At 65.3% G+C, this 19,084-nt stretch carries 16 protein-coding genes; 13 read left to right on the forward strand and 3 right to left on the reverse strand.

The genetic code is table 11. The annotated features are described in order from the left end of the window. Positions 1–335 precede the first annotated feature (335 nt). The 7 genes from H0A72_RS11970 to H0A72_RS12000 all read left to right on the forward strand — a co-directional run bounded on the left by H0A72_RS11970 (position 336) and on the right by H0A72_RS12000 (position 7,903). Positions 336–1,535 (forward strand): ABC transporter substrate-binding protein, encoded by a 1,200-nt coding sequence (locus tag H0A72_RS11970; RefSeq protein ID WP_180155586.1) that lies wholly within the window; start codon positions 336–338, stop codon positions 1,533–1,535. A 205-nt stretch (positions 1,536–1,740) separates the two neighbouring features. Then, entirely contained in the window at positions 1,741–2,601 is an 861-nt protein-coding gene (locus H0A72_RS11975) for a branched-chain amino acid ABC transporter permease (RefSeq protein ID WP_180155588.1), read from the forward strand. Then, positions 2,598–3,587, forward strand: a complete 990-nt coding sequence (locus tag H0A72_RS11980) for a branched-chain amino acid ABC transporter permease (RefSeq protein ID WP_180155590.1) — start codon at positions 2,598–2,600, stop codon at positions 3,585–3,587. Before H0A72_RS11975 ends, H0A72_RS11980 begins: the two co-directional genes overlap by 4 nt. Beyond that, entirely contained in the window at positions 3,584–4,348 is a 765-nt protein-coding gene (locus H0A72_RS11985) for an ABC transporter ATP-binding protein (protein ID WP_180155592.1), read from the forward strand. Before H0A72_RS11980 ends, H0A72_RS11985 begins: the two co-directional genes overlap by 4 nt. After that, positions 4,348–5,052 carry an ABC transporter ATP-binding protein gene (locus H0A72_RS11990; RefSeq protein ID WP_180155594.1) on the forward strand — a complete coding sequence of 235 codons (705 nt, stop codon included), beginning with the start codon at positions 4,348–4,350 and terminating at the stop codon, positions 5,050–5,052. Before H0A72_RS11985 ends, H0A72_RS11990 begins: the two co-directional genes overlap by 1 nt. A gap of 34 nt (positions 5,053–5,086) precedes the next feature. Continuing rightward, positions 5,087–6,349 (forward strand): Zn-dependent hydrolase, encoded by a 1,263-nt coding sequence (locus tag H0A72_RS11995; protein WP_180155596.1) that lies wholly within the window; start codon positions 5,087–5,089, stop codon positions 6,347–6,349. A gap of 18 nt (positions 6,350–6,367) precedes the next feature. Beyond that, positions 6,368–7,903, forward strand: coding sequence for a M81 family metallopeptidase (locus tag H0A72_RS12000; protein WP_180155598.1), 1,536 nt, complete (start codon positions 6,368–6,370; stop codon positions 7,901–7,903). Here H0A72_RS12000 and H0A72_RS12005 read toward each other — a convergent pair. Together H0A72_RS12005 and H0A72_RS12010 are read right to left on the reverse strand one after the other, a co-directional pair. After that, a complete protein-coding gene (locus tag H0A72_RS12005) occupies positions 7,878–10,901 on the reverse strand; it encodes an FAD-binding and (Fe-S)-binding domain-containing protein (protein ID WP_180155600.1) in 3,024 nt (1,007 codons plus the stop codon). The genes H0A72_RS12000 and H0A72_RS12005 overlap by 26 nt on opposite strands. A 43-nt stretch (positions 10,902–10,944) precedes the next feature. Then, positions 10,945–11,676, reverse strand: a complete 732-nt coding sequence (locus H0A72_RS12010) for a GntR family transcriptional regulator (RefSeq protein ID WP_180155602.1) — start codon at positions 11,674–11,676, stop codon at positions 10,945–10,947. A 199-nt stretch (positions 11,677–11,875) separates the two neighbouring features. Between H0A72_RS12010 and H0A72_RS12015 the strand changes: the two genes are divergently transcribed. The 6 genes from H0A72_RS12015 (at position 11,876) to H0A72_RS12040 (ending at position 18,402) form a co-directional block, all read left to right on the forward strand. After that, positions 11,876–13,081 (forward strand): pyridoxal-phosphate-dependent aminotransferase family protein, encoded by a 1,206-nt coding sequence (locus tag H0A72_RS12015; protein ID WP_180155604.1) that lies wholly within the window; start codon positions 11,876–11,878, stop codon positions 13,079–13,081. A gap of 162 nt (positions 13,082–13,243) precedes the next feature. After that, entirely contained in the window at positions 13,244–14,263 is a 1,020-nt protein-coding gene (locus tag H0A72_RS12020; protein WP_180155607.1) for a Bug family tripartite tricarboxylate transporter substrate binding protein, read from the forward strand. 16 nt (positions 14,264–14,279) lie between these two features. Further along, entirely contained in the window at positions 14,280–14,795 is a 516-nt protein-coding gene (locus H0A72_RS12025) for a tripartite tricarboxylate transporter TctB family protein (RefSeq protein WP_180155609.1), read from the forward strand. 21 nt (positions 14,796–14,816) lie between these two features. Further along, positions 14,817–16,364 (forward strand): tripartite tricarboxylate transporter permease, encoded by a 1,548-nt coding sequence (locus H0A72_RS12030; RefSeq protein ID WP_180155611.1) that lies wholly within the window; start codon positions 14,817–14,819, stop codon positions 16,362–16,364. After that, positions 16,361–17,140, forward strand: coding sequence for an enoyl-CoA hydratase-related protein (locus H0A72_RS12035; protein ID WP_180155613.1), 780 nt, complete (start codon positions 16,361–16,363; stop codon positions 17,138–17,140). Before H0A72_RS12030 ends, H0A72_RS12035 begins: the two co-directional genes overlap by 4 nt. Before the next feature lie 53 nt (positions 17,141–17,193). After that, positions 17,194–18,402: a CaiB/BaiF CoA transferase family protein gene (locus H0A72_RS12040; protein ID WP_180155615.1), complete on the forward strand. Its 1,209-nt coding sequence runs from the start codon at positions 17,194–17,196 to the stop codon at positions 18,400–18,402. A 61-nt stretch (positions 18,403–18,463) separates the two neighbouring features. Here H0A72_RS12040 and H0A72_RS12045 read toward each other — a convergent pair whose 3' ends face one another. Then, positions 18,464–19,081, reverse strand: a complete 618-nt coding sequence (locus tag H0A72_RS12045) for a Maf family protein (protein WP_180155617.1) — start codon at positions 19,079–19,081, stop codon at positions 18,464–18,466. Positions 19,082–19,084 lie beyond the last annotated feature (3 nt).

A 19,084-nucleotide genomic window follows, 5' to 3' on the forward strand; every position in this document is an offset into this window, starting at 1 on the left:
CGCCGATGATAGTGGACGTACGTCTGTGAAAGTAGGTCATCGTCAGGCTCTTATACCAAAAAACCCCCCAGCGACACATCGACTGGGGGGTTTTGCTTTGAACGCGCCTGAACAGGGCACATGTCCGTCACGCCGCCCCGCGGTGCCTTCGCGCTGCCGCAGCGCCGACTATACAGTGTGATAAATTTCCGCTGTACAGTTAGTTGGCTGTTGCCAGGCTGTATATTTTTCCCCTTTGGGGCTTGTGATAGCATCATTCGCACATTTTGCGCCGGCGCAATCCCCCGCGCCGCCGAATGCGATGGTCGTCATAATGAAAATATTCCGGAGACTCTATGAACAGACGTGACCTTTTGAAGCTTGGCGGGCTTGCGGCTCTGGCTTCCCCCTTGGGCATGAAGCCGGCATTCGCCGCCGATCCCATTCTTTTCGGGGTTCCCAACCCCATGTCCGGCCCTTTCGCCGCCAACGGAAAATTCGCGCAGATGGGGGTCGAGCTCTTCGTGGAGCATCACAAAACCCTGATCGGGCGTCCGGTCGGCTACAAGATCCTGGATACCCAGGGCAAGCCCGCAACCGCCATCCGGCAGGTGCAGGACTTGTTCGAACAGCAGAAAGCCCGCTTCTTCGCCGGCGGGATCCTGTCCTCGGAAGCGCTGGCCATGGGCAAGGGGCTGGACAAGCTCGGCGGCATCTTCGTCACCACCGCGGGCGCGGACGAAATCACCGGCAGCGATTGCAACCGGGCCACTTTCCGCTGGTCGGTGCCCACTTACGGCGCCATCCGCGAAACCGTCGGCCCGCTGATCAAGCGCCACCCCGAAGCCAAGCGCTGGTACACCATCACCCCGCAGTACGTGTTCGGCGAAGGCCTGCTCACCGCCACCAAGAACATACTCAAGGAAAACAAGCTCGAGCACGTGGGCAACAGCTACCATTCGCTGGACGAACGCGAGTTCAGCGGCTACCTGACCAACGCCATGGCGGCCAAGCCCGACGTCCTGCTGCTGCTGAACTTCGGCTCGCAAAGCTCGGAAGCCCTGCGCCAGGCGGTGAGCTTCGGCATGAAGAACAACACCATCATCCTGATGGCGTGGGCATCGGGCCTGGAACAGTTCGAATCCCTGGGCGCCGATCTCTGCCAGGACGTGTATTTCGGCGTGCAATACTGGCATAGCATCGATTCCCCGCTCAACCACGAACTGGTCAAGCGCACGCGGGACAAATTCAAGATCAACCCGAACTACAGCCTGGCCGGCGCCTACATCCTGACCAAGATGATGGCCGACGGCATCGTCAAGGCCAATTCCACCGATGTACCGAAAGTGATTGCGGCCATGGAAGGCACCACCTATGATGGGCTGACCGGCAAAGAAACCATACGCAAGGAAGATCACCAGGTCATCAAGAACTACTACCTGCTCAAGGGCAAGGCCAAGGCGTCCATGAAAGACAAGGACGACTACTGCGACATCGTCCATGGCGGCCAGTCCTTCCTGACACCCGAGCAGGCAGGCTGCAAGATGCCCGCCTGAGTCCGCCCGGCATCGCGGCCCTTGGGCCCGCCCTCCCGCGGGGCGGCAGAAGGGCCGCGATGCCGGACTCCTTGGTTCCGTTGCGCATTTGCTTCGCACCGCGAGTCCGTGTGCCGGCCGCGCCGTCCCCGGCTTCGGGCGGCGCCGCGCAGGGTCCCAGGCGCTTCCGCGCGCCACAGCAAAAAGGTCAGGGTAGCGATCGACTATGAATCTATATCTGCTGCAGTTGATTAACGGCATAGGCATCGGAATGATTTATTTCCTGCTGGCCGTGGGCTTGTCCATCGTGTTCGGTTTGTTGCGGTTCGTGAACTTCGCGCACGGTGCGTTTTACTTGATGGGCGCCTACGCCTGCTATGCGTTCATGCAACTGGGAGGCAGCTTCTGGCTGGCGCTGCTGTTCGGGCCGGTGGTGGTGGGGTTTTGCGCCTGGGTGGCCGAGCGCCTGCTCCTGCGGCGCATCTATGACTTGCCGCATGAATTCCACATTCTTTTCACGCTGGGGCTGGCCTGGGCCATACAGGAGCTCGTGATCCTGTATTGGGGGCCGGTGGGCGTGAACGTGTCGCCGCCCGCCGAGCTGAACGGCGTGGTCATGTGGGGCGCCTTCATCTATCCCAAGTACCGGATTTTCCTCATCGCGTTTTCGGCGCTGCTCGCCTTGGTCATCTGGCTGCTGCTGGAACGCACTCGCCTGGGCAGCATCATCCGCGCCGGCAGCGAGTCGCCCGAAATGGTGACGCTGCTGCGCATCAACGTCTACAAGATCTTCGGCCTGACCTTCGCGCTGGGCGCGGCCACCGCCGGGCTGGCGGGCGTGCTGGCGGCCCCCTTGCGGGGCGTCGAACCCTTCATGGGCATAGAGGCTCTGGCCGTCGCCTTCGTGGTGGTGGTCGTGGGCGGGATGGGTAGCTTCAGCGGCGCATTATTGGGAGGGCTGCTGGTGGGCATCGTGCAAAGCGTGATGAGCACCCTGTGGCCCCAGGGCGCAAGCCTGATGATCTACGTGGCCATGGCGCTGGTGCTCTTGCTGCGTCCCGACGGCTTGATGGGGAGAAGCCAATGATCTCATTCCTGAAAAACAACCGCTACCTGCTGATGGCGGTGGCGTCGGTCCTGATCCTGCCGGTGGCGCTCGCTTCAGGCTCGCTGGCTTCCGAAGTGCTCATCTTCGCGCTGGCGGCGCTGGGCTGCAACCTGCTGCTGGGCTATGCGGGGCTGCTGTCCTTCGGCCAGGGCATATTCTTCGGCATCGGCAGCTACACGCTAGGCATTCTGCTCACGCGCACCGGCCTGCCCATGGCTTTCGTGCTGGTGCTGGCCATTGCCATGGGCGCGGCCGTAGCGGGGCTGGTGGGCTGGCTGGCCATCCGGCAGAAGGGCGTTTATTTCGTCATGCTCACCCTGGCCCTGACGCAGATGTTCTATTTCCTGGCCTATTCCACGCCCGAGCTGACCGGCGGCGACAACGGGCTGCTCGACATCCCCATGCCGCCCCTGACGGTGCTCGGCTACACGGTGCTGCCGAACAAGACGGCCTGGGAATACTACAGCTTCGTCGCCATTCTGTTCCTGCTGGCCTATTGGTCGCTGCAGCGCGTGGTCGACTCCATCTTCGGCCGCACCTTGCTCGCCATCCGCGACAACCCCGCCCGCGCCACGGCGCTGGGATACAACATCATCCATTTCAAGATGGTGGCCTTCATGCTGTCCGGCGCCATCACCGCGCTGGCCGGCGCGCTGTACGCGATGATGACGGGCATTGCGCCCCTGACCAGCATCAACTACCACATGAGCGAAGTCATCCTGCTGGTCACCGTGCTGGGCGGCACCGGCAAGCTCATCGCCTCGGTGCTGGGCGCGGCGTTCTACGTGATCGTGTCGGACTGGCTGTCGCATCTCTGGCCGCGCTGGCTGCTGCTGTTCGGGCTGCTGCTGATGGCGGTGAGCCTGTACATGCAGGGCGGCCTGTGGGGCGCCTTCAAGACGCTGGGCGAAATGTGGTCGCGGCCGCGCGGCGCCCGCAGCGAAGCCAAAAAGGAGGCGTCATGAGCCAGCCCATTCTGGATGCGAGGAACGTCGTCAAGCGCTACGGGCGGTTCCAGGCCTTGTCCGGCGTCGACCTGCGCGTCATGCGCAACACCATACATTCCGTCATCGGCCCCAACGGCGCGGGCAAGACCACGCTGTTCCACACCCTGACGGGCACGGTGCCGCTCACCGCCGGGTCCATTTCCTTCAACGGCAAGGAAGTCGGCGGCATGGCCGACCACGAACGCGTGCAGCTGGGCATGGCCCGCTCTTTCCAGGTGACCTCGCTGTTCCCGACCTTGACGGTGCGCGAGAACCTGCGGGTGGCGGCGCAAGGCATACAGCCGCGGAAGGCGCTGCATTTCTGGTCCAAGTCCTTGCTCCACGACGCCCATGCCGAGCTGATCGAGTCCATCCTGGCGCGGCTCGAACTCACGCACTGCATCGACCGGGTCAGCAGCCAGCTGTCGCACGGCCAGCAGCGCCGCCTGGAAGTCGGCATGGCGCTCGCGGCCAAGCCGCAAATCATCTTCCTGGACGAACCCACGTCGGGCATGGGCATCGACGACATCGACGCCATGAAGGCCATCATCCAGGGCTTGCGCGCCGACCTGACCGTGGTGCTGATCGAGCACAACATGGGCATCGTGATGGACATCTCCGACACCATCACGGTGATGCAGCTGGGCAGGGTGCTGGTCGAAGGCACGCCCGAGCAGGTCAAGAGCGACGACCGCGTCCGCCAGGCCTACCTGGGCAACATGATTACAGGAGGCGGCTGATGCTGTTGAACGTCGAACATATCCACGCCTATTACGGGCAAAGCCATGTGATCCAGGACGTCTCGCTGCAGGTCGGGGAAGGCGAGCTGGTGTGCCTGCTGGGCCGCAACGGGGCGGGCAAGTCCACCACCCTGAAAAGCATCATGGGCATCGTGCCGGCCCGCCAGGGCAGGATCACCTTCCGGGGCGAGGACATCACCGCGCTGCCCACTTATCGCATCTCGGGGCGCAACATCTGCTTCGTGCCCGAACACCGGGGCATATTCCGGCTGCTGACCGTGGAAGAAAACCTGAAGCTGGCCGCGCACAAGGGCTCGCGCTGGTCGCTCGACGACATCTACCGGATTTTCCCGCGCTTGAAAGAGCGGCGGCGCAACGGCGGCGGGCAGCTGTCGGGCGGCGAACAGCAGATGCTGGCCATCGGCCGCGCGCTGGTGAATTCGCCCGAACTGCTGATCCTGGACGAGCCGGTGGAAGGCCTGGCGCCGGTGATCGTCGAAGAGATCGTGGCCCAGCTCAAGCAGATACGCGGCAGCGGCATCGCCATCCTGCTGGTCGAGCAGAACCTGGAGGTCTGCACGCAGCTTGCCGATCGACACTATATTCTGGAAAGCGGCCGCGTTGTGTACCATGGGGACAACGCGGCATTCATGGCCGACGCCGAAGTGAAAGACAAATACCTGGGCGTGGGCGTCGCCGACTGACGCGCCGCGGCGCCATTTTCATATCGAGGCAAACATGGACACCACCGTAATACCGACCGCCGCCCTGCGCATCGACGCGCAGCGCTTGTGGGATTCCCTGATGTCGCTCGCGCGCATCGGCGCCACCGCCAAGGGCGGCGTGTGCCGGCTGGCGCTCACTGACCTGGACCGGCAGGGCCGCGACCTGTTCACGCAATGGGCCAAGGAAGCCGGCTGCGCCGTCCGGGTCGACGAGATCGGCAACATCTTCGCCCGGCGGGCGGGAACGGACGACGCCTTGCCTCCCGTCATGACCGGCAGCCACATCGACACCCAGCCGACGGGCGGCAAGTTCGACGGCAACTACGGCGTGCTGGCGGGCCTGGAAGTCATCCGCCGGCTCAACGACGCGGGCGTGCGCACGCGGGCGCCCATCGAGGTCGCCGTCTGGACGAACGAAGAAGGGTCGCGCTTCGTGCCGGTCATGATGGGTTCGGGCGTGTTCGTGGGTGCATTCGGCCTGCAGGACGTCCTGGCGCAGAAAGACACCGAAGGCAAGAGCGTGGGCGACGAACTCCGCAAGATCGGCTATGCCGGCACGGAAAAGGCGGCGCATTTCCCCATCAAGGCCTACTTCGAGGCGCACATCGAGCAAGGGCCGGTGCTGGAGGCGTCCGGCACGGTCATCGGCGTGGTCGCCGGCGCGCTCGGCCAGCGCTGGTACGACGTCGTGGTCACCGGCATGGAAGCCCACGCCGGCCCGACGCCCATGGAATTGCGCAAAGACGCCTTGCTCGCCGCCGCCGGGCTGATCCAGGGCGTCAACCGGATCGCCCTGAACCATGCGCCCCATGCCCGCGCCACCGTCGGCTGGATAAACGCCCATCCCAATTCGCGCAACGTGATCCCGGGCGCCGTGAAGTTCAGCGTGGACTTGCGCGCCGCCTCCGACGACGTCCTCACCGCCATGGACGGCGAGCTCAAGGCCTTGTGCGACGCGCTGCGGGGCGAAGGCCGGGTCGAGGTCGGGCTGGAGCAGGTCGTGTATTTCCCGCCGCAGCCTTTTCACGACGAACAGGTCGGGGCGGTGCGGCGGGCGGCCGCGCGCCTGGGGTATTCGCACCAGGACATCGTCAGCGGCGCGGGGCACGACGCGGTGTATCTCGCGCGGGTCACGCCCACGGCCATGATCTTCATTCCGTGCAAGGACGGAATCAGCCACAACGAAATCGAGGACGCCCTGCCCGAGCACATCGAGGCGGGCTGCAATGTGCTGTTGCAAGCCATGCTGGAGCAAGCCGGCGTCGCCGCGTCATAGACAGCCAGGATCGTCGCAATGAAAGTATTGATCGCCCGACTCAACCACGAGACCAACACGTTTTCTCCGGTGCCCACCCCCTTGTCCGCCTTCGGCGACCACGGCCCCGATTACGGCGCGGACGCATACAAGGCGAACAAGGGCGCGGTCACGGCCATGGGCGCGTTCATCGATCTCGCCGAATCCTGGGGCGCCGAGATCGTGACGCCGCTCTCGGCCACCGCCTATCCCAGCGGCCCGGTCGACGCGCAAGCCTATCGGTCCATGTGCCAATGCATCGTCGATGCCGCGCCCGGTTGCGACGCACTCATGCTGGACCTGCACGGCGCCATGGTGGTGCGGGACACGGACGACGGCGAAGGCGATCTGCTCGAACGGCTGCGCACCGCCTGTCCCGGCGTGCCCATCGCCGTGTCGCTGGACCTGCATGGCAACGTCACCCAGAAAATGATCGACCATGCCGACATCATCACCGGGTTCAAGACCTATCCGCATACCGATATGTACGAGTCCGGCGAGCTGGCCGGGCGCATCCTGTGGCGGATGCTGCAAACCGGCCGGAAGCCGGCGCTCGCCTGGCGGCAACTGCCGCTGATGACCCACACGCTGAAGAGCTCCACGCAGGCGCCCGCGATGCGGGCGGCCGTCGACAGGGCCATCGAACTGGAGCGGCAGGACGGCATTTACGCCGTCACCGTCATGGCCGGCTTTGCGCTGGCGGACATCCCGGCGCCGTGCCTCAGCGTGCTCGCCGTGGCCCGCGACCAGGAATCGGCCCAGTCGGCGGCGGACGCCCTGGCGCGGCAGATCTGGGACAGCCGCGAAGGCTTCGTCTACGTCAGCCCCAGCCTCCGGGACTCGGTGAGCCGGGCCAAGGCCATGGCCGAAATCGCAGGGGCGCAGGAAGGCTGCGGCAACCCGGACGGCCCGGTGCTGCTGCTCGACCACAGCGACAACTGCATGTCGGGCGGCACCTGCGACACCATGGACGTGCTGCAAGAGGCGCTGGCACAGGGTCTGCGGGACATCGCCGTGGGGCCGCTGTGCGATCCGGAGGCGGTCGATGCCATGTTCAAGGCCGGCGAAGGCGCGACGATCACGCTGCCCCTGGGCAACAAGCGGCCGCTGACCAGCCTGGGCATCACCAAGACTCCGCCCGTGCTCGCCGGCACGGTGCGGCGGCTGGGCGACGGCGAATACGTCATTTCCGGCCCCACCTACCGGGGCATGAAATGCGGCATGGGCCGCACGGCCCTGTTCGCCGTCGACGGCGCCGAGATCGTGGTCACAGAGAAAACCCACGAGCCCTGGGACCTCGGCGTGTTCACCTGCGTGGGGGTGGACCCGGCGTCCCGGTCTTATGTGCTGCTCAAGTCGCGCATGTATTGCCGCCCGGTGTTCTTCCCCATCGCCCGCGGCTACGTCGAGTGCGACAGCCAGGGCGTGACGAGCTCCAACTACGATCTCTTTCCCTTCCGCAAGGTGGTCCGGCCGGTGTACCCGCTGGATCGGGACGCCCGGCCGCCGGCTATGCCAGCGCGCGCCGCAGAATGATCGCCACGTGTTCCGCGCGGCGGCCGGAATCCTGCTCCAGGCCGTCCGCGATCTGATGGCGGCAGCTGGTTCCGTCGGCGACCAGCAGGGTGTGGGCGTCGGCTTCCCGCAAGGCGGGCAGCAAAGACAGCTCGGCCATCTTCATGGACGCCTCGTAGTGGGAGGCGTCGTAGCCGAAGCTGCCCGCCATGCCGCAACAGCTGGATTCCACCAGTTCCACTTCCAGCTCCGGGATCAGCCCCAGGATCTGCTGGACCGGCTTGACGGCATCGAAGGCTTTCTGGTGGCAGTGGCCATGCAGCAGCGCCCGCTTCTGGGGTAGCGGCTTGAGCTGGAGCTTGAGCCGGTCCGCCTTCAGTTCGCGGGCGAGGAATTCTTCGAACAGATAGGATTGCTTGGCCAGCCCCTGGGCTTCTTCGCCCAGCCCCATGACCAGGAATTCGTCGCGCAGCGTGAGCAGGCAGGACGGCTCCAGCCCCACGACCGGAATGCCGCGCCTGATGAACGGAAGCAGGGCGTCGAGCGTGCGGCGCGCCTCGGCCCGGGCCTTCTCGACCAGGCCCGCCGACAGATAGGTGCGCCCACAGCACAAGGGCCGGTTTTCCTGGGGGCTGCCCGCCAAAGCGCGGGCGACGTGCACCTTGTAGCCGGCCGCCGTCAGCACCTGCAGGGCCGCATGGGCGTTCTCGGATTCGAAATAATTGTTGAAGGTGTCGGCAAACAGCACGACGTCGGCCTGCTCGGCGGGCGCGCTGGCCGCGTTCTTGATGAAGGTGTCGCGGCGCCATGCCGGCAGCTTGCGCTTGGCGGAAATGCCCAGGTGCTTTTCCGTGAGCCTGGCCAGCAAGGGCACGGCGTTGCGCAGGTTGAACAGCCAGGGAAGGCGCGCCGCCCACGGCGCCCACTGCGGCATGGTGGCGATGAGCCGGTCTTTCAGGCTCAGGCCGTGCCGTTTGCGCCATTGGTTCAGGAATTCGATTTTCATCCTGGCCATGTCGACGCCCGTGGGGCAGTCGCGCTTGCAGCCCTTGCAGCTGACGCACAGGTCCATGGCGTCGCGCACGGCCTCGGAGGCCAGGGCGTCCGGGCCGAGCTGCCCCGACAGCGCCAGGCGCAGCGTGTTGGCGCGCCCGCGCGTCAGATGCTGTTCGTCGCGGGTGATGCGATAGCTGGGGCACATCGTGCCGGCGTCGAACTTCCGGCAGTGGCCGTTGTTGTTGCACATCTCGACGGCCTTGGCGAAGCCGTGGGCCGGGTCCCCGCCGGTGCCCGGCGCGCCGACGCGCTCAGTGGCCGGGTCGTTCTGCACGTTCCATGCGGACCAGTCGAGCGCGGGCTTGAGCGGGACGACCTGGTAGCTCGGCTTGAAGCGGAAGAGCTCCTTGGCGTCCATTTTTTCGCAGCGCACGATCTTCCCGGGGTTCATCAGGCCGTCGGGGTCGAAGAGGTCCTTGATTTGTTCGAAGGCGCGCGTGAGCCGGGGGCCGAATTGCCAGGCGACCCATTCGCTGCGGACCAGGCCGTCGCCGTGCTCGCCCGAGAAAGCGCCCTTGTAGCGCCGCACCAGCGCGCCGGCCTCTTCGGCGATGGCGCGCATTTTCTGTGCGCCGTCGCGGCGCATGTCCAGGATGGGGCGCACGTGCAGGGTGCCGACGGAGGCGTGGGCGTACCAGGTGCCGCGGGTCCCGTGGCGCTCGAAGACCTCGGTCAGCTGGCTGGTGTATTCGGCCAGGTGTTCCAGCGGCACCGCGCAGTCTTCGATGAACGAAACCGGCTTGCCGTCGCCGCGCATGCTCATCATGATGTTCAGGCCGGCTTTGCGCACTTCCCAGAGTTCTTTCTGCGGCCCCGCGTCGGGCATTTCGACCACTGACCCGGGCAGGCCGAGGTCCGCCATGAGTTCCACCAGTTGCGCCAGCCGCGCCAGCTGTTCCTGCCGGGACTCGCCGGCGAATTCCACCAGCAGGATGGCCTCGGGCGAACCGATCAGCGCCTTGTCGATCACCGGGCGGAAAGCCGGATTGCCCCGGGCCAGTTCTATCATGGTGCTGTCGACGAGTTCGACCGCGCAGGGACCGAGCTTGACGATGTGCTGCGTCATGTCCATGGCCTGGTAGAAGGTGGGGAAGTTCACCACCCCCAGGGTCTTGCTGCGCGGCAGAGGCGACAGCTTCAGGACCAGCCTGCGCGTGTAGGCCAGCGTGCCTTCGCTGCCCACCAGCAGATGGGCCAGGTTGACGCGGCCGTCTTCGGTATAGGGCCGCGGATTCTGCGGATGATAGATGTCCAGGTTGTAGCCGCCCACGCGGCGCAGGACGGCCGGCACGTGCGCGGCGATTTCGTCGCGCTCGCGCGCCGCGATCGCCCGCAGGCCGCCGATGATTTCCCGTATGCGGGCCGGGGCGCCCGCCATGCTCTGTTCGTCGGTGAAGCGCGCCTGCGTGCCGTCGGCCAGGACCGCGTCGATGGCCTCCACGTTGTGGACCATGTTGCCGTAGGCGATGGACCGCGAGCCGCAGGAGTTGTTGCCCGCCATGCCGCCGAGCGTGCACTGGGCGGCCGTGCTGACGTCGACCGGGAACCACACCCCATGCGGCTTGAGCCAGGCATTGAGGTGGTCCAGCACGATGCCCGGCTCGACCGTCACGGTCATGGCGTCGAGATCGAGCTCGACCACCTGGTTCAGGTGCTTGCTGTTGTCGATGACCAGCGCCGCGCCCACGGTTTGCCCGCACTGGGACGTGCCCGCGCCCCGCGCGAGCAGCGGCACGCGCATTTCCCGACAGAGATCGATGGCGGCGGCCACGTCGTCGAAGCCGCGCGGAACGAGCACCCCCACCGGGTCGATCTGGTAGATGGAGGCGTCGGTCGCGTAGCGGCCGCGCGATGCGGCGTCGAACAGGACTTCGCCCTGTACGATTTTGCGCAGGCGGCTTGCGATTTCGTCGCGCGCGATAAGCGATTGTTTCAGGTGTTGCGGTGAAAGAGGCGCGTTCATCGTGTTCTTGTCGCTGTCGGTCGCAAGGCCTGCGGCCGTGGGGTTAGTCGGAGGTTGGAGGCGGGTTCAGGTTTTCGAGCACGGTTTCGCCCTTGCGCTGCAGATGCAGGCGCATGACTTTCGCCATGCGGGCGCCGTCGCGCGCGACCAGGGCGTCGACCATCTCTTGGTGTTCGAGCATGGCCTGGTCCCATTTGTCGTGATTGAGGTTGGACCGGAAGCGCAGGTTCTGCAGCCGCAGATTGATGGTCTTGTAGACCGTGGAAAGCAGGTCGTTGTGGCCGGCGGCGTTGATCAGGTCGTGTATCTGCCGATTGACGTGATAGTAGGAGGACAAGTCCCGGCGGGCGTGGCAGGCCTGCATTTCAAAGGTCAGCGCCTTGATCTCGGCGATTTCTTCTTCGCTGATGCGCTGGCAGGCGAGCTCGCCCGACAGCGCTTCCAGCGCGCACATGACCTCGAAGCTTTCCCGCACGTCTTTTTCGGACAGCGCGATGACTTGCGCGCCGCGATTGGGCTGCATGCGCACCAGGCCTTCCGCCGACAGCAGGCGGAAGGCTTCCCGCAGCGGCGTGCGCGAGACCTGCAGCAGGTCGCACAAGGCGCGTTCGTTCAGGCGCGAGCCGGCCGGCAACTGGCCTTCGATGATCATTTCCCGCAGCCGGTCGGCGACCGTCGTGGGCAGGGTGCGCCGGTCCACCGCATCTGTGGTGATGGGCGCGGAGGCGCTGTACGGCGCAAGGAGAGGGTCGTAGCTGGCTTGCGGAGTTTTCATGTTGGTATACAAACGGCCGATGAGCGGGAAGGGTGTGCATCGCGCGTGAGGGGTGGATGGGCTCCTATTCTAACCGGTTTGCTTTCTGGGCTGATGCTGTGGTGCACCAAAAATAATGCTTGCAGTCGTTTTGCTTTCTTCTTATTATTCACGAACATTTGTATTTTGTATACCAAATTTTGCCAGGAGCGCCCTCCCCATGATTCCCTTGCATTCCCATCCCTCCGGCCGTCACTTTCTGCAGATTCCGGGGCCGAGCAATGTGCCCGATCGTGTGCTGCGCGCCATCGACAACGTCACCATCGACCACCGCGGGCCGGAATTCGGCGAATTGGGCAGGGCGGTGCTGTCGGGCATGAAGAAAGTGTTCAAGACCGAATCGCACGTCATCATCTATCCCGCGTCGGGCACCGGCGCCTGGGAAGCGGCGCTGGTGAACGCGCTGTCTCCGGGCGACAAGGTGCTGATGGCCGAAACCGGCCACTTCGCCACGCTCTGGAAGAAAATGGCGGTCAAGCTGGGGCTGGAAGTGGAATTCATGGACGGCGACTGGCGCCACGGCGCGGACGCCGACAAGGTCAAGGCCCGGCTGCAGGCCGATACGGAACACGCCATCAAGGCGGTCTGCGTGGTGCACAATGAAACGGCCACCGGCGTCACCAGCAACATCCCCGCCATCCGCAAGGCGATCGACGCCGCGAAACACCCGGCCCTGCTGATGGTCGACACGATTTCCTCGCTGGGCTCCATCGACTACCGCCACGACGAATGGGGCGTGGACGTCACGGTGTCCGGCTCCCAGAAAGGCCTGATGCTGCCTCCGGGCCTGTCCTTCAACGCGGTCAGCGCCAAGGCGCTCGCCGCCTCGGAATCCGCCCGCCTGCCGCGTTCCTATTGGGACTGGAAGGAAATGATCGCCATCAACGCCAAGGGCTATTTCCCGTACACGCCGGCCACCAACCTGCTGTACGGCCTGTATGAAGCGCTGGACATGCTGTTCAGCGAAGGCCTGGACAACGTCTTCGCCCGCCACGACCGCTTCGGCGAGGCCACGCGCCGTGCCGTGCGGGCGTGGGGCCTGGAAATCCTGTGCAAGAACCCGGCCGAATACAGCTCGGTGCTGACGGCGGTCATCATGCCCGAAGGCCATAGCGCCGACGCCTTCCGCAAGACCGTGCTCACGCATTTCAACATGTCGCTCGGCCAGGGCTTGAGCAAACTGTCGGACAAGGTGTTCCGCATCGGGCACCTGGGCGACCTGAACGACCTCACGCTGTGCGGCACGCTGGCCGGCATCGAAATGGGGCTCGACAAAGCGGGCGTGCCGCATCGCAAGGGGGGCGTCCAGGCCGCAATGGACTACCTGGCCGGCTCCGCCGCGGCGCCGGCCGTCAAAGCGGCATGACGCCCGCAGCGTCCGCCGGCGCCGGCGGGCGCTGCGCCGTCCCATGCCCGGCGCCGCACAGAACAACAAGGCGGCGTCCAGCCGCCGGTCGCAATACAGGCTCGCACTTCAACCGCGTTCCGACAGAGGACGTATTCCGCAGCACCAATTGAGGAGATCCACATGAAGCACTTGACTCGCAGCTTGTCAAAAAAGCCCTACGTTTTTGCATCGACGCTGTTGCTCGCCGGGGCGGCCGCCATGCCGGCCCATGCCTGGGAACCCACCCGTTCGGTCGAGATCATCGTGCCCGCGGGCGCGGGCGGCGCATCCGATCAAATGGCGCGCACCATCCAGAGCATCATCCTCAAGCACAAGCTCATGAAGCAGTCCACCCTGGTGCTGAACAAGGGCGGCGCGAGCGGCGGCGAGGGCATCATGGAAACCAAGGCGTCGGTCGGCGACCCGCACAAGCTGATGGTGGCGTTTTCCGCCATCTACACCTTGCCGATCGCGGTCAACCTGCCGTTCAACTGGCGCGACCTGAATCCCGTGGCGATGATCGCCCAGGATGAATTCGTGCTGTGGACCAACGCCGAGGCGCCCTACAAGACCGCCGGCGACTACCTGAAGGCGGTCAAGGATGCCGGGCCCGGCAAATTCAAGATGGGCGGCACGGGCGCCAAGCGCGAAGACCAGATCATCACGGTCGCGCTGGAAAAGGCCGCGGGCGTCAAGTTCACCTACGTCCCCTACAAGAGCGGCGGCGAAGCGGCAACCCAGCTGGTCGGCAAGCACACCGATTCCAACGTGAACAATCCCAGCGAGAACGTCGCCCAGTGGCGCGCCGATCAGGTCAGGGCGCTTTGCGTGTTCTCCGAACAGCGCATGGCCTACAAGGAAAAAATCACCAAGGAACTCGCCTGGTCCGACATCCCGACCTGCAAGGAAGCCGGCTACGATGTCCAGTACCAGATGCTGCGCGCATTCTTCCTGCCGCCCAAGACGACGGCCGAGCACGCCGCCTATTACGCCGACCTGCTCAAGAAGGTCACCGACACGGACGAATGGAAAGAGTATCTCGCGAAACAGGCCCTGCACGGCCAGTACCTGACCGGCGCCGACTTCGTCCGCTTCCTTGAAAAGGACGAAGCCAATCACAAGACGCTGATGCAGGAAGCCGGCCTGGCCGCCAAGAAATAAGCACGCGGAGCCGCTAATGAGCCAAGAGCAAATCCAGGACAGCCCGCCGAAAGGCGGGTTGTCCCATAGCCACGTCGATGCCATCACCGCGGTGGTCGTGTTCGCGCTGGGCCTGGTCATGATGTTCGACAATCATCGCATCGGCATCTCCTGGGCGTCCGACGGGCCCGAGCCCGGCTACTTCCCCTTCCACATCGGCGCCATCCTGTGCATCGCCGGCACGGCGGTGTTCCTGGGATCGGTATTCGGGAAGAACCGCAACCGTGAAATCTTCGTCAGCTGGGCGCGTTTCCGCCTGGTCCTGCTGGTGCTGGTGCCCACGGGCTTCTACATACTGATGGTGCAGTTCCTGGGCATCTATGTCGCGTCCCTCTTGTTCATTGGCGGCTTCATGCGCCTGCTGGGCAGGATAGGCTGGCTGAAGACCCTGCTGGTCAGCGTCAGCGTCAACGTATTGCTGTTCTGGATGTTCGAGATCCAGTTCATGGTTCCTTTGCCCAAAGGTCCCTTGGAAGCCATGTTGGGCTATTGAACCGGAAACAGGAGATCCATTGTGGATGAACTCAATTCTTTGTTTCATGGATTCGCCACGGTATTGAGCTGGTACAACATCTGGATGATGATGATCGGCCTGGTGCTGGGCGTAATCATCGGGGTGCTGCCGGGCCTGGGCGGCCCGAACGGGGTGGCCATCCTGCTGCCTCTCACCTTCACCATGCCGCCCACGTCAGCCATCATCATGCTGTCGTGCATTTATTGGGGCTCGCTGTTCGCGGGCGCCATCACGTCGATTCTGTTCAACATACCGGGGGAAACCTCGTCGGTGGCGACCACCTTCGACGGCTATCCGCTGGCGCAGCAGGGGAAGGCGGGCAACGCGCTCACGGCGTCCTTCACCGGCTCGTTCTTCGGCGCGCTCTCGGGCGTGCTGCTCATCACCTTTCTTGCTCCGCTGGTGTCGCGCTTCGCCCTGCAGTTCGGTCCGCCGGAATTCTTCGCGGTCTTCCTGCTGACCTTCTGCAGCTTCGTGGGCACCGACAAGAAGACACCGTTCAAGACCATCATTTCCATGATGCTGGGCTTCGGCCTGGCCGCCATCGGCATGGACACGATCAGCGGCGGCCTGCGCATGACTTTCGGCCTGTCCGAGCTGCTGCGCGGCATCGACTTCCTGGTGGTCGTGATCGGTCTCTTCGGCATCGGCGAAATCCTGGTCAGCATGGAAGAGGGCCTCAAGTTCGAAGGCAAGAACGGCAAGATGAATCTGAAGGTCGTGCTGCAGACCTGGCGCGAAATGCCCAAGTACTGGATGACGCTGGTCCGCAGCACGCTGGTCGGCTGCTGGATGGGCGTGACACCGGGCGGCGCGACGGCGGCCTCGTTCATGGGCTATGGGCTGGCGCAGCGCTTCTCGCGCAACGGGCACAAGTTCGGCAAGGGCGAACTCGAAGGGGTGATCGCGCCGGAAACCGCGGCGCACGCCTCGGGCACTTCCGCGCTGCTGCCCATGCTGGCGCTGGGCATCCCGGGTTCGGCCACGGCCGCGGTGCTGCTGGGCGGGCTGATGATCTGGGGGCTGCAGCCGGGGCCGCTGCTGTTCGTCGAGCAAAAGGAATTCGTCTGGGGCCTCATCGCCAGCATGTATCTGGGCAATTTCGCCGGGCTGATACTGGTGCTCAGCACGGTGCCCCTGTTCGCCGCCATCCTGCGCATTCCGTTCGCCATCGTGGCGCCCATCATCATCGTGGTGTGCGCCATCGGCGCGTATTCCGTGCACAACGCGATGCTGGACGTCTGGCTGATGCTGCTCTTCGGCGTCATCGGCTATGTGCTGAAGAAGCTGTCCTACCCGCTTGCGCCCATGATCCTGGCGCTGGTGCTGGGCGACCGCATGGAAGACGCCTTCCGCCAGGCGATGCTCGGGCCGGGCACGGGCCTGCATGTGTTCTGGGCCAACGGCCTGGTCGGCACCATCACCACATTGGCCCTGATCATGCTGTTCTGGCCGCTGGTCCCCTATCTGCTGCGCTTGCTGCGCGGCGCGGGCGGCAGGCACAACGGCAACCATGGCGGCAAGACGAGCTCGGAGGCGGCCAAATGAGCGAACTCATCCTGGTCGAACGCGACGGCGACATCGCGACGGTGATCCTGAACCGGCCCGAGAAACTGAACGCCATGACGCGCGGCATGTGGCAGACGCTCGGGGCCACGGTCGGCGAACTGTCGGCCGACGACACTCTGCGCTGCATCATCCTGCGCGGGGCCGGCGAAAAGTCCTTCTCGCCGGGCAACGACATCGCCGAGTTCGAGACCGACCGCTCCAACAAGCGCCAGGCCATCGAGTACGGCCGCGTCATGCACGCGACCGCCGAGGCGCTGGCCGGTTGCCGCCATCCGCTGGTTGCGCAGATACACGGCATCTGCGTGGGCGGCGGCCTTGAAATCGCTTCCCTCTGCGACATCCGCATCTGCGGCGTTTCCAGCCGCTTCGGCGCGCCCATCAAGAATCTCGGGCTGGTCATGGCGTATCAGGAAATGGCGCCCCTGGTCCGCCTGGCCGGGCCGGACGCGGCGCTGGAGATCCTGCTGGAAGGCAGGATCTTCGATGCGGCGGAAGCCAAGGAAAAGCGCCTGGTCACGCGGGTGGTCCCTGACGATCAGGTCGCGGCCGAGGCGCGCGCGGCGGCCCGGCGCATCGCCGACGGCGCGCCGCTGGTGGCCCGCTGGCACAAGAAATTCGCCCGGCGGCTCGCCGATCCGCGGCCCGTGTCCGAGGCGGAGTACGACGAATGCTTCGATTGCTTCGATACGCAGGACTTCCGCGAGGGCTATGCCGCGTTCCTGGCCAAGCGCAAGCCCGAGTTCACCGGGCGCTGAACCGCGCCATGCCGCGGGGCGGCATGGCCTTACGCAAGCATAGAGGTCGATGAATGACGAAATCGAAACATACGGGCCCGCTGAGCGGCATGCGCGTGCTGGAGCTCGCGCAGATCATGGCGGGGCCCACCTGCGGGATGATGCTGGCCGACATGGGGGCCGATGTCATCAAGGTGGAAAAACTGCCCGGCGGCGACGACTCGCGCGGCTATAAAGAGCCCAGGGTCAACGGGGTGTCCGCGCCCTTCATGATCCTGAACCGGAACAAGCGGGGCATTGCGCTCAATCTCAAGACGGAGCAGGGCAGGGAGATCCTGCTGCGCATGGTCGAGAAGGCCGACGTGCTGACGGAGAACTACCGCCGCGGCACGCTGGAGAAGCTGGGGCTGGGCTACGACGAGGTGCTGTCGCGTGTCAATCCCGGCCTGATCTATTGCGCGGTATCGGGCTACGGCCGCGACGGCCCTTACGGCGACAAGGGCGGTTTCGATCTGATCGCCCAGGGGTTCTCGGGCATCATGTCCATCACCGGCGAGCCGGGCGGCCCGCCCGTCAAGACGGGGAATTCGATCGCGGACACCAATGCCGGCATACTCGCGGCGCTGGGCATCGCGGCCGCTTATGCGCACAAGCTGCGCACCGGCCAGGGGCAGGTGGTGGACACTTCGCTCATGGAAGCCGCGATGCAGCAGACTTACTGGCACGCCGCGATGTTTTTCGCGACGGGGGTGTCGCCGGGGCCGACGGGTTCGGCGCATCTGCTTGCGGCGCCGTACCAGGCTTTCAAGGCGCGGGACGGCTGGATCAACATCGGCGGCGCCAATCAGGCGAACTGGGAGCGCATCGCCGAGGTCCTGGGCCACCCCGAATGGCGCGATGATCCGCGCTTCGCCACCAACACGGCCCGCATGGAAAACCTGGCCGCGCTCACAGCCGAGATGGAGGCCGTGCTGTCTCGGCACGATCAGAGCCATTGGCTGGAGGCCTTCGATCGGGCGGGCGTCCCGGTGGGGCCGGTGCACACGATAGGCCAGGCGCTGACGCATCCTCAGGCCCTGGCGCGCAACATGGTGCTGGAGCTGGATCATCCGCAAGCGGGCAAGACCCGGGCGCTGGGCTGCCCCATCCACTTTTCGCGCACGCCGACGCAGATCACGCGGCCGGCGCCGATGCTCGGCGAGCACACGCGTGAGGTGTTGCGGGAGTATGGATACGGCGACGGGGAGATCGACGCTTTGCTGGAGGCGGGCGTCGTGGAGTGAGAGGGCCGGCGTTCTTGGGGCGGGCCGCCTCGAGGACCCGATAACGGCGCGCGACCGCCGATCAAGCCGTGGAGCCGCCCAGCCTTCCCAGCAGCCTCGCCGTCTCGAACATGGGCAGCCCCATGACCCCCGTGTAGCTGCCCGACAGGTGCGCCACGAACATGCCCGCCTTGCCCTGGATGCCATACGCGCCCGCCTTGCCCATGGGCTCGCCGCTGGCGCAGTAATCGTCGATTTCAGCCGCCGTCAGCGTCTTGAAACGGACCTCCGTGATCGAGACGTCTTCGAGCAGACGGCCGCCCGCGGCCAGCGCCACGGCCGTGTGCACCGCATGCGTGTTGCCTGACAGGCGGGCGAGCAATTGCCGGGCGTGCTGCGCGTCGTCCGGCTTGCCCAGGATGTCGCCGCCCAGGATCACGGTCGTGTCCGCCGCCAGGATCGGCCGTTCCGCCCGCAACGCGACGCCAAGCCCCTGCGCGGCCAGCCAGGCCCGGGCGCGCAAGGCTTTTTCCCGCGCGGTGCGCCTGACATAGACCGCGGCCGCTTCGCCCGGCAAGCGGGGTTCGTCTTCGCCGGGCGGGGCGGGCACCGCCAGGATCTCGTGGTCCACGCCCATGCGCAGCAGGATCTCGTGGCGCCGTGGGCTGGCCGAGGCCAGGTAGATGCTGGGGAACTTCATGGG

Origin of the sequence: Parapusillimonas granuli, assembly GCF_013416525.1 — a bacterium.
In the GTDB taxonomy this organism is placed as follows: domain Bacteria; phylum Pseudomonadota; class Gammaproteobacteria; order Burkholderiales; family Burkholderiaceae_B; genus Parapusillimonas; species Parapusillimonas granuli.